General features: G+C 40.1%; 12 protein-coding genes. 2 read left to right on the forward strand and 10 right to left on the reverse strand.

What is annotated here, in order from left to right; all coding sequences use genetic code 11:
• Positions 1–1073: 1073 nt before the first annotated feature.
• The 5 genes from ESY88_RS17240 to ESY88_RS17260 all read right to left on the reverse strand — a co-directional run bounded on the left by ESY88_RS17240 (position 1074) and on the right by ESY88_RS17260 (position 7601).
• Positions 1074–2261 carry a sensor histidine kinase gene (locus ESY88_RS17240; protein ID WP_147084522.1) on the reverse strand — a complete coding sequence of 396 codons (1188 nt, stop codon included), beginning with the start codon at positions 2259–2261 and terminating at the stop codon, positions 1074–1076.
• Between the two features lie 60 nt (positions 2262–2321).
• On the reverse strand, positions 2322–3086 hold the full coding sequence (locus tag ESY88_RS17245) for a TIGR02757 family protein (protein ID WP_147084521.1): 765 nt from the start codon (positions 3084–3086) through the stop codon (positions 2322–2324).
• Between the two features lie 196 nt (positions 3087–3282).
• Positions 3283–4317, reverse strand: coding sequence for a hypothetical protein (locus ESY88_RS17250; RefSeq protein ID WP_147084520.1), 1035 nt, complete (start codon positions 4315–4317; stop codon positions 3283–3285).
• Positions 4318–4417: 100 nt separating this feature from the next.
• Complete coding sequence (locus tag ESY88_RS17255; RefSeq protein ID WP_147084519.1) at positions 4418–5080, reverse strand: ABC transporter ATP-binding protein; 663 nt, start codon at positions 5078–5080, stop codon at positions 4418–4420.
• Between the two features lie 64 nt (positions 5081–5144).
• Positions 5145–7601 carry a DUF5916 domain-containing protein gene (locus ESY88_RS17260; protein ID WP_147084518.1) on the reverse strand — a complete coding sequence of 819 codons (2457 nt, stop codon included), beginning with the start codon at positions 7599–7601 and terminating at the stop codon, positions 5145–5147.
• A 592-nt stretch (positions 7602–8193) separates the two neighbouring features.
• Here ESY88_RS17260 and ESY88_RS17265 point away from each other — a divergent pair.
• Both ESY88_RS17265 and ESY88_RS17270 read left to right on the forward strand, forming a co-directional pair.
• Entirely contained in the window at positions 8194–9369 is a 1176-nt protein-coding gene (locus ESY88_RS17265; RefSeq protein WP_147084517.1) for a CynX/NimT family MFS transporter, read from the forward strand.
• A gap of 122 nt (positions 9370–9491) precedes the next feature.
• The gene (locus ESY88_RS17270; protein ID WP_147084516.1) at positions 9492–9791 is read left to right on the forward strand and encodes a hypothetical protein; all 300 of its coding nucleotides are present in this window, start codon (positions 9492–9494) and stop codon (positions 9789–9791) included.
• A 191-nt stretch (positions 9792–9982) separates the two neighbouring features.
• On the opposite strand, the gene ESY88_RS17275 is transcribed toward ESY88_RS17270, so the two are convergent.
• From ESY88_RS17275 to ESY88_RS17295, 5 genes are read right to left on the reverse strand one after another with little or no spacing between them, the layout of a single operon-like run.
• Positions 9983–10555, reverse strand: coding sequence for a type 1 periplasmic binding fold superfamily protein (locus ESY88_RS17275; protein ID WP_147084515.1), 573 nt, complete (start codon positions 10553–10555; stop codon positions 9983–9985).
• 40 nt (positions 10556–10595) lie between these two features.
• A complete protein-coding gene (locus ESY88_RS17280) occupies positions 10596–12995 on the reverse strand; it encodes a TonB-dependent receptor (protein WP_147084514.1) in 2400 nt (799 codons plus the stop codon).
• Positions 12996–13020: 25 nt separating this feature from the next.
• A complete protein-coding gene (locus ESY88_RS17285) occupies positions 13021–13365 on the reverse strand; it encodes a hypothetical protein (protein WP_147084513.1) in 345 nt (114 codons plus the stop codon).
• Between the two features lie 8 nt (positions 13366–13373).
• Entirely contained in the window at positions 13374–13871 is a 498-nt protein-coding gene (locus ESY88_RS17290) for a DUF6787 family protein (RefSeq protein ID WP_147084512.1), read from the reverse strand.
• A gap of 27 nt (positions 13872–13898) precedes the next feature.
• Positions 13899–14306 carry a DUF6146 family protein gene (locus ESY88_RS17295; protein ID WP_262713204.1) on the reverse strand — a complete coding sequence of 136 codons (408 nt, stop codon included), beginning with the start codon at positions 14304–14306 and terminating at the stop codon, positions 13899–13901.
• Positions 14307–14472: the final 166 nt, after the last annotated feature.

Consider the following 14472-nt stretch of genomic DNA (forward strand, 5'->3'; position numbering starts at 1 on the left):
TATTCATTTCACGAATTCAACAGACTTTCAGTCTGTTTCAAAAAACCTATGGACTTGAATTCCATAGTGATTTAGTTTTCTAAAAACAAAAGATTGATTGACGATTGACGATTAACGATTAACGATTAACGATTGCAGATTTTTGAATTTAAGAGCATCGTGAATATATTGCATGTTAATCAACAAACAAATCCTCTTTTTTCATTTGGCATCAAGGCTTTAATCATAAATTAGAACTTGAAAAGTCTTTTCTCATTTTTATAACAACAAAAGATTGATTGACGATTAACGATTAACGATTGCAGATTGAGGATTGCAGATTTTTGAATTTAAGAGCATTGTGAATATATTGCATGTCAATCAAGAAACAAATCCTCTTTGTTGAGTTGGCAAAAAGGCTTATAATCAAGTCATTTATTAGAACTCGATACGTCCTTTCTCATAGGTCTCAAATAGAGTTGAAACTATGCACTTTAGTGCATCTCGCTTTAGCTTCTAAAAATGTTTTGCCACGAATTTCACGAAACTTCCTTTCCGGTAGGCAGGTTTTTACGAAACCGTTTGTTATCCAAAAACGTTCACAATGAGATGCTATTCATTTCACGAATTCAACAGACTTTCAGTCTGTTTCAAAAAACCTATGGACTTGAATTCCATAGTGATTTAGTTTTCTAAAAACAAAAGATTGATTGACGATTGAGATTACGATTAACGATTGACGATTGCAGATTTTTGAATTTAAGAGCATTGTGAATATAATGCATGTCAATCAAGAAACAAATCCTCTTTTTTCATTTGGCATCAAGGCTTTAATCATAAATTAGAACTTGAAAAGTCTTTTCTCATTTTTATAACAACAAAAGATTGATTGACGATTTACGATTTACGATTGCAGATTTTTGAATTTAAGCGCATTGTGAATATGTTGCATGTTAATCAAGAAACAAATGCCCATTATTTGGTTAGCATCAAGTCTTAAGTCTTAAGTCCTAATTCTTAAGTCCTAAGTCTTACGTCTTTTTTCTTAAGTCTTTGTTCTCTTATCTTAATTCTCAATTCTCAAATCTCAATTCCTACTTCGCAATGGTAAAACTAAAAGCACTGCCGTTACCTTTCTCAGATTCGATTGAAATCGTTCCACCCAATTTTTCAACCAGATTTTTTACAGTGCTCAGGCCGATTCCTGTGCTGGTTTTTCCGCTGTCTTTTTTCAAGGTCTTGAAAATTTTGAATACAAACTCCTGTTTATCTTTAGGAATGCCGATCCCATTGTCACTCACAGTAAATTTATGATGGAACAAATCACTGGTGTAGCTTATCTCAACGACTTTGCGCTGCTTGTCATTATATTTTAAGGCATTATCCACCAGGTTTATAAGTATTTGGGACAGTGCTGCCTTATTGACGTTCTTCATGATGGCATCTTCAGTAAGGATTAGCTCATCGTTTTTTTGGATCAAGATATTCTCGATGTCTTCTGTAAGCTCAGATAGGGAGAAATCTTCCGTATTGCGTTTTAACAGTTCATCTGCCTTGTAGTACATTAAAATACCGTCGATATAATCTTTTAGGATATTTGTGGACTCTTCAATATAGTTGAGAAACTCGAGGGATTCTTCAGAAAAGACATTGGATTCATCCGCTCTCAGTAAATTTGTGAGCGATTCTATATTCGCCAAGGGCGATTTCAAATCGTGAGAGACGTGGCCTGCAAAATCGTTGAGATGCTCATAGCGTTGTTTCAATTCTCTTTCAGCGTCTTCTTGTAAAATATTTTTCTTTCTCAGCTCAAACAGGTTAACAACTTGCACGGCAAGTATTCGCAAAGCTTCTTTTTGGTGATCGTCGAGATCTCTAGGTTTAAAATCGTAAACGCAAATGGTGCCCAATGCCAGGCCTTCTTTATTGATAAGTGGCGCACCTGCATAAAAAACCACTTTATTCTCAGTGACCAGTGGGTTGTCGTGAAACCGCTCATCTTCTCGTGCATCATTGACAATAAGAAGATCATCCTCCAAGATGGTATGGTTACAAAATGAGATCTCTCTAGGTGACTCATTAAAGGGGATGCCGAGATGTGATTTGAAAAAGTTGCGCTTTTCATCCATTAATGCAATCAGTGAGATGGGCACATCACAAATCATCGCTACCAATTTATTGATGTTATCAAAATCGGTTTCGGGTAAGGTATCTAAAATTTTATAAGTTCTTAGCGAATTTATACGTTCCTCTTCGGTTCTTGTTAGTTCTGGGGTAATCATTTGTAAGAAAATTTTCTCTGTAAGATACTTACGATAAATGAGATGGGTCGGTTTTCTATGTTAAAAATTCTCAAAAACGCCCAATCCAAATAGTGCGAAATCATACTTTACAGGATCGTGTTGGTCTAAGCGTCTTAACGCCATATCTAATTCTAATAATGCCTTGGCATCATTCTGTTTTCGTTTGAGTAAGCGCAACTTCCTTGCCACGTTTCCGGAGTGCACATCAAGCGGACAAGAGAGCGCGCTTGGAGAAATTGACTGCCAGATACCAAGGTCCACACCGTTATTGTCATTACGAACCATCCATCGCAAAAACATGTTGATGCGTTTTGCTGCGGAATTTTTCAAGGGATCGCTCACGTGTTTTTTTGTTCTCGGCAAATGATCGATTTCAAAAAAGGAATTTTTAAACTGATGTATGGCGGGCTGAAGGCTGTTACGATCCACATTGGCAGCGAATACGGCTTCCAAACCCCTATGGTTTTTGTAAATATGCTGAAGGCTTTTGATGAATTGCACAAAATCGTGACCATTGAAAGTGCGGTGGACAAAAGCTGACAAGGGCTCTAAATCGGCTTCGGAATGATTCATCACAAAATCATAAGGCGAATTGTGCAACAAATCCATCATCTTGTGGGCATTGTTGATGATGCTCTTCCGGTTTCCCCAAGAAATGGTAGCGGTCAAAAATGCTGCGATTTCCACGTCCTCTTTAAGTGTGAATTGATGCGGAATCTGGATGGGATCTGATTCTATAAATTGGGGGTGGTTGTAAAATTCGGCTTTGGTGTCTAAAAATTCCTTGAGGTCTTTCTTGTTCAATCTGTTCTTTTTTTTAATATAAATCTTCTGAAATTGACGAACTGTAAAGATAAGATTTATTAAAGCAGCTGGATTTTGATTTTAACAAAAGCTATTTCCGAAGCTTTTCTTGACAGACCAAAATACCTGGGTACAATTTGATTTTTGAAATTTTCTGAAGTTTTATAAGAAGCGCGTTCCTTCAGCAGAAAAGTTTCTAAAGCTTGACCCCAAACTTGAAGCCCAATGAGAAATTGAAAAGCTTTTGTTTGCCCTCTTCCTCAAGATTATTAGTGTTGGGCCAAAATAGAAATCCATCCTCATCGTCATAATTGCGATGCTTAGCGGGATCGTAATAACGGTTCGGATTCTTAATCGTTTTATAGCGTATCCCAAAACCCGTATAGAGGTCAAAATACAAGCGTTTCCCGATTGGAAAATTCAATCCATACTTGATGTTGAATACATTCACTTTTTTCTGAACAATAAAATCTTCATTGCGAGCATAAAAAATATCCCCATCGCTAATGGTATAATTGATGTCGTCTGTGAATTGATGCCTTAAGAAACGCGCCTCCAAGCCCACATATTCATTGATTCTCCCGTTGCCGGTAAGGCTCGCAATGTTGTACCATTTCAGTTCCATCCTAAACGAATGACTGCGATCTTCTACCAAATCTACAGCGCTATTAGACCTAAGTCTTTCGGTGTATTTTAGTCCAGCTTCTGCACTTATGCTCACATCATCTTTAAAAAAATATTCGCCACCTAAGCTAAGCATGGGTTGGGAAAACGCATCAATAGCCATTAATGGTGAGGTGTAGAGAAAGAAATCATTCCGTTTAAAAGGCACTAATTTTTCTTCGGAAATAAAAAAGGAATTACTCATGGAATCCATTTTAATATTAATGGTTTTTCTGTAGGTAAATCGTTTGGGATTGGTGAGATCCACCAAAAAACCCAGTCCATAGGTGTAGGGGAGATTCAAATAAAATAAACCAGAGATTTTTCGCTTAAAGGCAAAGTCATTAACAATAGCGTCTTTTACAACCCGAACCCGTAAGGAGTCTTTTGAGCGTTGCGCAGTGATTTTAACATAAGCGTTGCTTACAACTGTGGTATCATTGTTATAGACGACTTGAGTGTCTATGGGCGCATAAAGTTTAACTTCTGTTGTGCTGCTGTTCAAAATTGAAGCACAAGAATTGAAGGTCAAAATTACCACGAGAAGGCGCAGGATATTTTTGGTCATTAACAAGGGGATTGTGCACTTAAGATGCCATAGACCTATAAAGGTTGCGTGGCCATACAATACATACGGTCATGGACAAGAACGATAAGTAGTTTGAAATTTAAGGCATCACACGCCCATCAACCATGGTCAATTTACGATCGGCCATATCTGCCAACTCTGTATTGTGGGTCACGATCACAAAGGTTTGACCAAATTCGTCGCGCAGTTTGAAAAAGAGGTTATGTAGGTTTTCTGCAGATTCGCTGTCCAGATTTCCCGAGGGTTCATCGGCAAAGATCAATTCTGGATTGTTTACCAAGGCTCTTGCCACCGCAACCCGTTGTTGTTCACCACCCGACAGTTCGCTGGGTTTGTGATGGTAACGATCGGAAAGGCCTAAAAAGTCCAAAAGTTCTTTGGCTCGGGTTTCGGCTTGTGTTTTTGTTTTTCCGAAGATAAACGCAGGGATGCACACATTTTCCAAAGCTGAAAATTCGGGTAACAGTTGATGAAACTGAAAAATAAATCCAATATGTGCATTGCGGAAACGCGCCAAGGCCTTATCGCCCAACTCGGGGATTGAGGTATTGTTGATCACTAAAGTACTGGCGCTTTTTTTATCGATTTGATCTAAAGTGCCCAAAATTTGAAGCAAGGTGGTTTTTCCGGCTCCAGAGGCACCAACGATCGAGACAATCTCCCCTTTTTTGATATCGAGATCCACACCTTTCAATACATGAAGGTCTCCGTAATTTTTATGAATGTTTGTCGCTTTTATCATGCTATTTTATAAAGTCTTGAAAGTACCACTTTATGATTAAAGTCGCAATTGTGGAACATTTTTATTAGGAATTACTTTTGGTTCCCCTTTTGAACAGATTTTTAGCTGTGTTGTAATCGATAAAATATTGCAATCGTAATGAAAAGGAATGCAGCGTAGGCTGTTGGAACAGTGTACTAATCGTCTCGTCAAAAGCCCTATCGGACGCTGCATCACGTCGTAACAACTGGTTTCTATAGAGTGCGGTCAAAAAGCTGCCTGGCGCAAATTGCCAAGAATAATTGAGGTCCAAGTTCCAAGTGCTAAAATTGACGTTTGAGCTTTGCAACCCTAAATCTGAAAAAGAATTGGTGGTTTTCAATAAACGCCCATTGTCCTGAAGCAAATAGACCTGATTGTCATAATCTACAGTAGAAATATAATTTCTAAATGTCAACTCCAAGCTGTGCATGGGATTGAAGCTATAAGATCCACGTATGCTATTGATTATGGTTTCTTGATCCCGCTGCCCAAAAACGATTTCGTTATCCAGGTCGTTGGAATTATTGGTATAACCCCGATCTCGGGAAATCCTGTCGTAATCAATTTCATAAACCAAAAAGAATTTATCGTTAAAGCGCACTCGTGGCTCAAGACCAAAACTGTACTGTTTGGTATCCCTATGATCTTCAAAAAAGACGGAAGCTCCAATATTGGCATCAATGGCAAAAGTATTGTTGTAATTGGTTGAAATATAAATACGGGCATCCATTTTATTTTCATAGATGAAGTAGCGACCTTCTCGCCTCGGTTCAAAATAATCGAACTGTTTTCCCGGTAGCAAATTGATTCTAGCACCAAAATTGTGCAAGGTCTCTTTTGTGGCTGCGTTAAAACTAGCTCCAAGACCATTACCGGTATAGACGCCGGGATTGTCTAGACGGGTATAATTAATGTAAGTGCTCCAGTTGTAACTATTAAAATGCTTGGTGGGCTTGAACGTGCGATATCCAAAATCGACGCCAAAATTGTTGTAGTTGTTTCTGTAAATGAGTCCGAGATCGTTGATGTCAAATTTGGTGTCGGCAAACGAATGGTCAAAACTATAACGGTAATTCCCATAGATCTTACTGGCCACAAAACGGGAGCTGTAGCCTGTGCTGGTTCCATCCAGTCGATTGACACTGCTCATTTTTGTCTCAGCATAAAGGTTGTAGGTATTGCGTTTGTTGGTTATATCGGCAATGACCGCGGTCACATTCGCATCTCTAAAATGACCACTTCTACTCACATTGGTGTTAATGATGCTTACCGAAGAATTTTGATTGAACTGTTGGTCTAATACTAAGATATTGTAGTTGGAAAGCGGCTCAACCAATTGTTCTCTTGAGTTCCCACTTAGTGTGTCTTTTAGGCTTGCAAAGGTTTTTTCAGTAATCGCATTGAAAAAACCAATGCCCAATCCATTTTTGGTTCGACCTGAAATCTTCGCAGCATTCAATACCTTGACGGTGGTAGGGTAATTGGTCTCAATCTCGTTTGCGTTTAGGTTGGTGTCACCTGTTGGAGCACTTCCCACACGACGTGAAAAGAACAAATTGCCTTTATTGAAAAGGTTTACGCCCTCAGTAAAAAATTGACGTTGTTCAGAAAAGGTCTGTTCAAAAGGCCCGAGATTTAAGGAGAGATTGTCAAAACCTGCCTGAGTAAAATCTGGGATTAAGGTCATGTCCAAGGTAAAATTTTCGCTAATGCCATACTTAACGTCCATCCCGAATCTAAGATTGGTTTCGGTTCTGCCTTCAAAACTATTGACAATGCCTGTGGTAAATGGATAGAAGCTTAAACGGGTTGGTGGCTTGATGTTTTTGAGACCAACGAGTTCTCCATGGTATAGGCCAGTGTTGCCTTTGCTAATATCAATGGGGTTCCAAGTGTATTGGGAGCGATAGCGTCTAAATTGTCTGTGAAACTGTATTCCCCAAGTCTGCACCTCACGGTTGGCAAAGCGCAAAGAACGGTAGGGGATCTTCATTTCCAAAACCCATCCTTCTTCGGTTATTTTTACTGCGCTATCCCAAACCGCATTCCATCCAAAATCCTCACCGTTACTGGGAGTCAATGTGGCATCGGCCTGCACTCCAGAGCTAAAGACAAAAAATTCGGTATCGTTTTGGGCATCGTTGTTGGGGTTGAGAATCAATCCGAAGAAATCGGTCTGGCCAAAATCATCGCGGCTGGTCAATTGGCTCATGATTTTTGTTGGATCATCATAAAGATAGGCTGCCAAATACACTGCTTCGTCATCATAGGTCATTTGAACAACTGTGCGGTTTTCAATAGAATCTTTTATACCTGCATTCGGTTTGAATTGGGTGAAATCTTGGGCTTTTTCGGCAGTTTGCCATACACTATCGTCTAAAACCCCATCAATTTTTGGAGGATTTGATGTACGATCGATATGCAATTGCTTTTTTTGCTGTGCCTGTATAGTGATGGAAAACCATATAAAAAAGATATAAAAAACAATAGAAGTTTTCATTTTGGTAAGTTGGACTTTATGCTTGCCGTAATTCAAAGACAAGCGCTTATAATAATTGTTGAATTTGGGTGCGCAAATTTAAGATTAATATTTCGAAATGGGCTAAATCTAAAGCTTCAAATGCAAACACAGTTGCAGCAATAGGGGTGTAGGATAGCGTCTCTACAATTGCAGAACGGCATCAAGAAGTGTACGAGATGCAGGCGAACTAAAAGTAATCAAAAGCTACTGTTTGACTTCTCACAGGTTTTGAGAGCTTAACACATACAATACGGCTAGGTGGTAGGTTTAAAATAGAGAGACATGTGGTCAGTAAACCATAGCATTGAAAACCACTAAACACTTAAAATGGGAAGGCATCGTGCTTCTGGTCGCTATGTTTGACTTGAAGTCGCTCTTATCACACTATTTTATAAAGTCTTGAACCTACCACTTTACAGGTAAAGTCGCGAAGTAGTGACTATTTAGTCAAAATATTTTATGCTTGGTGCTTAAAAGGCTTTTATAGGATGGGACGTTTTTCAATTCTGGTGCATTACTTTCACTTGCCTAATAAATAAGCGTAATTTTGCTACTTTTTAGATAGCATGTCATGAAAAAGATCAACACGCCCTCCAAATTTTTACTCATTGTTGCTATTTTGGCCATTGCTTTCAACTTGCGGCCTGCACTTTCGGGCATTGGGCCTTTAGCAGAAGATATAGGCATAGATCTCAACTTATCTGCTGCTTGGTTGGGATTGCTAACCACTTTGCCTTTATTGGCTTTTGGGGTTATTTCCATGCTTACGTCTTTATTTACCAAGCGATTGGGGATTGGTAAGACCTTATTGGGCGCTTTGGTTATACTCACTTTTGGGATTGTATTACGGTCTCTTTTTGGAGTGGTGGGTTTGTATGCAGGCACTTTGTTTATAGGGATAGGCATTGCCTTTGGAAACGTCCTGATTCCTGCTTTGACAAAACAAAATTTCCCAGAAAGGGCAGGTGCAATCACCAGTTTATACAGCAGCGTGATGGCGGTAGGAGCTTCAATCGCTGCGGGGATAAGCGTACCTTTGGCAACGAGCTATGGTTGGGGATGGCGCGGCGCCTTGGGCATTTGGGCAGTGCCTGCTTTTTTGGCCTTAGTCATTTGGTCTTTTCGTGTAAAACATATTAAAAAAACAAACCCTAGACGTGGCTTTACTGAAGCACTCAAAAAATTAAGTGGCACCCCTTTGGTCTGGAAAATGGCGATCTATATGGGTTTACAGTCCTTGGCGTTTTATGTGGTTTTAGCTTGGCTGCCCACTATTTTAGTAGAAGATGGTTACACCTCTTCCTATGCGGGGTGGATGCTGTCTTTATCGCAAGCCACAGGGATTTTAGGCTCCATCATCATCCCCTTATGGGCGGGAAAACGCAAAGATCAGCGCTTGATCATTGTGATTTTGGTCCTATTGGAAATCATTTCTTTAGCTGGATTGATGTTTCCTGAGTTGGGAATGGTGTCGGTTTGGGTCTCGATCATCGGGTTTGTTTTGGGTGGCACCTTCGGGCTCGCCTTGTTGCTTATTGTGTTGCGCTCCACAGATGCCGATACCGCCGCAGAACTTTCGGGAATTGTGCAATCCATTGGTTATTTGATTGCTGCGACCGGACCACTATTGATTGGGATTATTCATGATGTGAGCCAAGATTGGAATTACGCTTTGGTGGTTTTGATTGGCGTTAGCCTCATGAAGCTTTACGCTGGCATGGGTGCGGGAAAACCTGGGCAAATTTAAACTGCACATTTCAAACTTGACCCTCAAGTAGCGAGAAAGTGACCTCAAGCCAATAATCCCATAGATTCCGTTTTTTTAGTTAATTTAACAGGCTCAAAAGATAGTTTCTCAACTTTTAAAATATGACAAACACCAAATACATCAAACTCGCAGGAAGTATATTGTTGGATGCTGTGGGCTATGTGACCTTTCTAATTCCCGGTGTGGGAGAGTTTGGCGATGTGATTTGGGCACCAGCATCGGCGTACATCATGACCAAAATGTATAAGGGCAAAAAATCCAGGATCGCAGCCACCATTTCCTTTGTGGAAGAGGCCTTACCATTTACAGATGTCATCCCTACATTTACCTTGATGTGGCTTTATGTGTATGTGTTTTCTGCGGAAAAGCCTTCCGAAGAACAGACTATTGACGTGGATTAATCATCAAAATATTAGACTGAAGCATTTTTTATTTTCGGTTCATCCGAAACATTTGAATTTGGAATAAAAAAGACCTGTAAGTGCGAAACACCTACAGGTCTTTTATTTGCTTGTAAATAGATTCAATAATTGGTTTTATCCTAAAGGATTTCAAAAATCGCGTCAGATAAAACCAATTGAAATGAAGGCGTTCAGTTCACAACCTCAAAGTTAAAAGTGGCTTCTACATCGGTCTCGCCACCTGCGTTTGTAATATCACCCTCGCTCACTCCAGCTGCAGATTTGTTGGGTTCATGTTTCAACACCACGGTCAATGTTTCTGAACCAGCTTGCGCAGTAGTCAGTACAAAGGCCAACCCAATTGGGTTGTCATTGCCATCGGCATCGGCATAGGTTACCACTGAACCAGATTCCTCAGAAAACGTAAAGAAAAACTGATGGTCTTCATCTTCTTCTTGAACCTCCTCTGAAACCACTTCGGGTGGGTTTACGGTCTCATTGAGTAACAATATGCTGCCAGTATAGATAGTCGAAGCCATCAAATCGCCCGACACCGTTGTTACTGGCTCATCTGGCCCATCGCCATCCAAATCCTGTTTCTCGAAGATGATTGGCGTGCCTCCAACTGCTGGTGTCAAGGTCACTCGTATTGTGGTAACCACCTCCTCTTGGTTTACAGGTTCAGGGTTGTCGTCATCATTTGAACAGCCCATAAATAGGCCAAGACTTAAAAAAGCGACAAGTAAAAATTTGTAATTTCTCATAATAAATTGTGTTTAATTGTTAAAATAAAAATGGTTAAGATTAAAAATTCAATTGTAATTGTAAAGCAACATTCCTTCCGAGGTCATCAGCAAAATAACGGAGTCGGTTGAGGTAAGCTCTATAATTGGTACTCAAAATATTGTTGACGCTCACGGCCAAATTCAAATTGGTGTTTTTAGATACTTTAAAATCCAGATCGGTGTAAAAATGCAACAAATGATAAGCTGGAGGCGGCGTACTTATATCCACTAAAAGATTTTCATTGGTCGCAGCGATAAAGACCTCAAAATTGTTATTTGGGAACGCTTTCTGCTCAAACACCCATTCGCTCTGCAGGCTGGCCGAAAAATTGTGCCAATCGGGTTTACTGTAAATCAATTCATTCACCGTATTGAACGCAGGCATATCGATAAGATCCCTGTTGTTATCCTCATCGGTTCCCTTAATGTAGGCCGATTTGTCCTTAATACGCCACTGTTCATTGAAAGCATATTGGGCTGTGAGGTCTATCCCGTATAGATTGGCTGTGGTTTTTTGATACTCCCAAACTGGGAACGCCCCACGAATCGTTTGTTGAACACCTGTGGGCTGCAAATACATAAAACCGTCGATGTGGTTGTAAAAGGCTTCCACATTCAAATCAAACTTTGAGTCGGTATAATGATAAGACCCAGCAACGCGGTTGGAGGTTTCTGGTTTCAACCTTATATCTCCCAATTCGATGCGCGCTGCGCTATGGTGTAAGCCATCACTAAACAATTCTGAAGGGTTTGGCGGTCGGTTTGATAAACTGTAATTACCTAGCACGTAACTCTTCTCGTTGATTCTGTATTTCGCTCCTGCGGATGCTGAAAGGTTATGGTAATCGAATATTGGATTGGTCAACAACTGAGTACCTAAATCGTCAATCACAAATTGTGAAAAATCGGCGTCATAACCACGTTCTTCCCAACGGCTGGTTTCATAGAATTTTTTGGCATCAATGCGATTGAAGTCATACCGAAGGCCGGCATCCAAGGTCCAATTTTTGTTCAGCTTATATTCTGAAGTGAGATAGCTGCCAAAATCATATTTGTCGTAATCGGGAATCAAACGTCTCACCCCAGTATCCGGATTGGCAAAATTATTCTGATAATTACCCAAAATTCCGAAGTTAACCTTTAAGCCGTACTTGGCATCCACGACCACATCTGCCCTTGCTGAATGGGTCTGCAAAGTTAAATCCAAAGCAGCTTTGTCGCGGTCGTCACCAACACGAATGTCATACTCATAGCGTTGGTTATTTTGATAATCATATTGCAAGCTCAGCTTCCCGAAATTCTTAAACCGTTTATAATAGGACGCTTTGGCCAATTGATGGGTCACTTCTTGTTTTGGCGCATTAATGGCATAGCTAAAGTCCCTAATTATCAATGGTTGTTGCGTATTGATCGCATCTACCAAATCCTGAATATTCCCAATATGAGAAGCCCTTAAAATACCAATCTCGTTGTCGACATAACTGTAATAGGCTTCAAAACCGCTTTCAAAGGTTTTCTTGCCTGTTCGCAGCGAAAAATTTGTGGATTTCACACCGGTATTGGTCAATTGATAATCTGGCGCCTCAAAATCCCCGTTCTGTTTGTAACTGCCGGTGACGCTTCCAAACCAGCCAGACGCAAAACTTTTATTCACGGTGGTGGCGATGTTGTAACCTCTTCCGTTGGTTTGTGCGCCGGTGGTTACTTTTCCGTAGAGCGAATCTATTAGGATAATGCGTGAGGGGTTAATCACAACCACACCACCAATGGCATCACCACCGTAGGCCAAAGCACCAGATCCTTTAATGACCGATATTTGGGCTGCAGAATTGATATCCACATTTGGCGCATGCTCGATGCCCCATTCTTGATCTTGAAGACGCACGTTGTTGTTCAAGATCAATAATCTGCTACTGTGCAGTCCATTGATCATGGGTTTAACGATGGTACTTCCGGTATTGATTGAAGATACGCCAGCTACTTCCTTGAGGGCGTCACCAAGATTCAAAGCGCTGTATTTATCGATAGTTTCGGCCTTTAAAAGCGTCTCCTGAGCTGTGGTGGTCTCCTTACTAGCGGTACGACCCGTTACCGAAACCTCTTTGAGCTCCTCAATATGATGCTCCATATATATGGTTTCGGTGCGATTGCCTGTAATGGCATACGTATTCGTTTTTGTGTCACAGGCTATGTGGGAAATGACGAGTGTGAGCGGACCTTTACACAAATTTTCGAGTGTAAATTTTCCATCAATATCTGAGGTGGTGTAGCTATCGCGTTCTTTTAAATAAATTGCTGCTCCTGCGATTGGCGTGCCATCATGGAAATCGGTTAACTGTCCCTTAAATGTATAGGCACAGTCTTGCGCATTGCCAATACCCACAAAGGACAAGGCGATACATACTAATATGTATTTCATTGAAAATGATTTGGTGTGAATTCAATTATACGGAATACGACACTAAACACGGTGGACCTCGAAGATAGGAGGTCAATTGCTGATGACTTTTTAAGAATGTATAGTACTTCGATTTTAGGGGTTGTTGTCTAAAATCATCTTGAAGTTCGTAATTGACGAGCGGGACGTAAAAGCTGTTATTGAGCTTGAATTTATAAAAATCACAGTCCAGATTGATGTTGTGAAAATGCGATTGAGCCTCACCATAACAGACCTCATGCTGGTGATGGGCAAAAGCGTGGGTAAATTTCACGGCGGAAGGCAACACCAAGCTAAACGCCAATACTAAGATGGCGAGTCTAATACTCTGTTTTGGGTGTTGTACTGTCATATAAATGTTCAATCTAAAAATTTTCCAAATCCAAACCGCCTGAGCATCTTTTTCTCAAATTCCCAAAAGAATTTGAATTGGCCGAAAAGCCAGCCAAAACTGACCAGTAGCATCTGGTAGAAAATAAGCCCAATGATAATGAAAAGCACCCAATACACAATAGGGTTTAGGTTTTCTTTAGTAATTCCCAATAGAGCAATAATTGGGCGACCCACAAATAGGGAAGAGGATCCAGTGATGGCAAACACGATAAAGATGCGAATCATTTCCCAACGGTAATCCACAACCCATTTGTGTTTCAGTTTTTTAAAAATGAAAAGGACCAATTTGAGTAGAAGCCAAAAAATGAGGCCGGCAGTTAGAAGAACAAGGACTGGCGGAAGATCCTTTAACAGCACCGCAGCCAATCTATAGGCAGAATAACCCAATCCCAAAACACCGAGTAACGGAAAAAGTAATTGCCAATTTTCTTTAATTTCCCAACGGGTTTTGAATTGCTCTAGCATAGCTGAAATTTGCCATGCAAAGGTACTCTAAATTCTAGGAATAAAAGTTGATAAGCGCTGGTTATAAGTTAACTGAAAGTAAATGAAATAGTTATATAATTGGTAGTTGACCTCATAGCCATAATCGATATTGGGTTGGTAATCGATTTGCATTATATACAGATTTGGGTCATAAGAGAACCCTTGTAAAACCCTGGCATTCCAAGCTTGGACGTAGAGAATGTTTCGGGATTCCATATAATTTTGGGAATAGTAACCTTCTGGTCTTGCTATAGATCGCAGCCATGTATTGAAACCAGGCTCTATAATAATGATTTCATATTCAATATCATCATTGGCAATTCTTACCACATCATCTTTTGGGACGGTCTTGCCACCAATGGTTTCGGTTACGGAATTGCTGCTAACACAACTCAAAATAAGTATTGCGGACATTAAAAAGGCGAATTTTTTCATCTGTTTTTTATTAGTTAAAGTTACAAAAATTGTGACTAAGACTTTCCCATGCATTCAATTCTGTTTTTCTGCGGAGGTTGTCTCGTTGTGATTCAAAAGTAATGCTATGCCCAAACTTTTTAAAACAGTAATGAGTGAAGTGATG

The organism is Subsaximicrobium wynnwilliamsii (assembly GCF_007997225.1).
GTDB classification, from domain to species: Bacteria; Bacteroidota; Bacteroidia; order Flavobacteriales; family Flavobacteriaceae; genus Psychroserpens; species Psychroserpens wynnwilliamsii.

Excerpts from the sequence above, each read along its gene's own strand:
- ESY88_RS17280 (WP_147084514.1), bottom strand. The coding sequence starts at position 12,995 with ATGAAATACATATTAGTATGTATCGCCTTGTCCTTTGTGGGTATTGGC.
- ESY88_RS17270 (WP_147084516.1), top strand. The coding sequence starts at position 9,492 with ATGACAAACACCAAATACATCAAACTCGCAGGAAGTATATTGTTGGAT.
- ESY88_RS17255 (WP_147084519.1), bottom strand. The coding sequence starts at position 5,080 with ATGATAAAAGCGACAAACATTCATAAAAATTACGGAGACCTTCATGTA.
- ESY88_RS17250 (WP_147084520.1), bottom strand. The coding sequence starts at position 4,317 with ATGACCAAAAATATCCTGCGCCTTCTCGTGGTAATTTTGACCTTCAAT.
- ESY88_RS17240 (WP_147084522.1), bottom strand. The coding sequence starts at position 2,261 with ATGATTACCCCAGAACTAACAAGAACCGAAGAGGAACGTATAAATTCG.
- ESY88_RS17275 (WP_147084515.1), bottom strand. The coding sequence starts at position 10,555 with ATGAGAAATTACAAATTTTTACTTGTCGCTTTTTTAAGTCTTGGCCTA.
- ESY88_RS17295 (WP_262713204.1), bottom strand. The coding sequence starts at position 14,306 with ATGTCCGCAATACTTATTTTGAGTTGTGTTAGCAGCAATTCCGTAACC.
- ESY88_RS17265 (WP_147084517.1), top strand. The coding sequence starts at position 8,194 with ATGAAAAAGATCAACACGCCCTCCAAATTTTTACTCATTGTTGCTATT.
- ESY88_RS17260 (WP_147084518.1), bottom strand. The coding sequence starts at position 7,601 with ATGAAAACTTCTATTGTTTTTTATATCTTTTTTATATGGTTTTCCATC.
- ESY88_RS17290 (WP_147084512.1), bottom strand. The coding sequence starts at position 13,871 with ATGCTAGAGCAATTCAAAACCCGTTGGGAAATTAAAGAAAATTGGCAA.
- ESY88_RS17285 (WP_147084513.1), bottom strand. The coding sequence starts at position 13,365 with ATGACAGTACAACACCCAAAACAGAGTATTAGACTCGCCATCTTAGTA.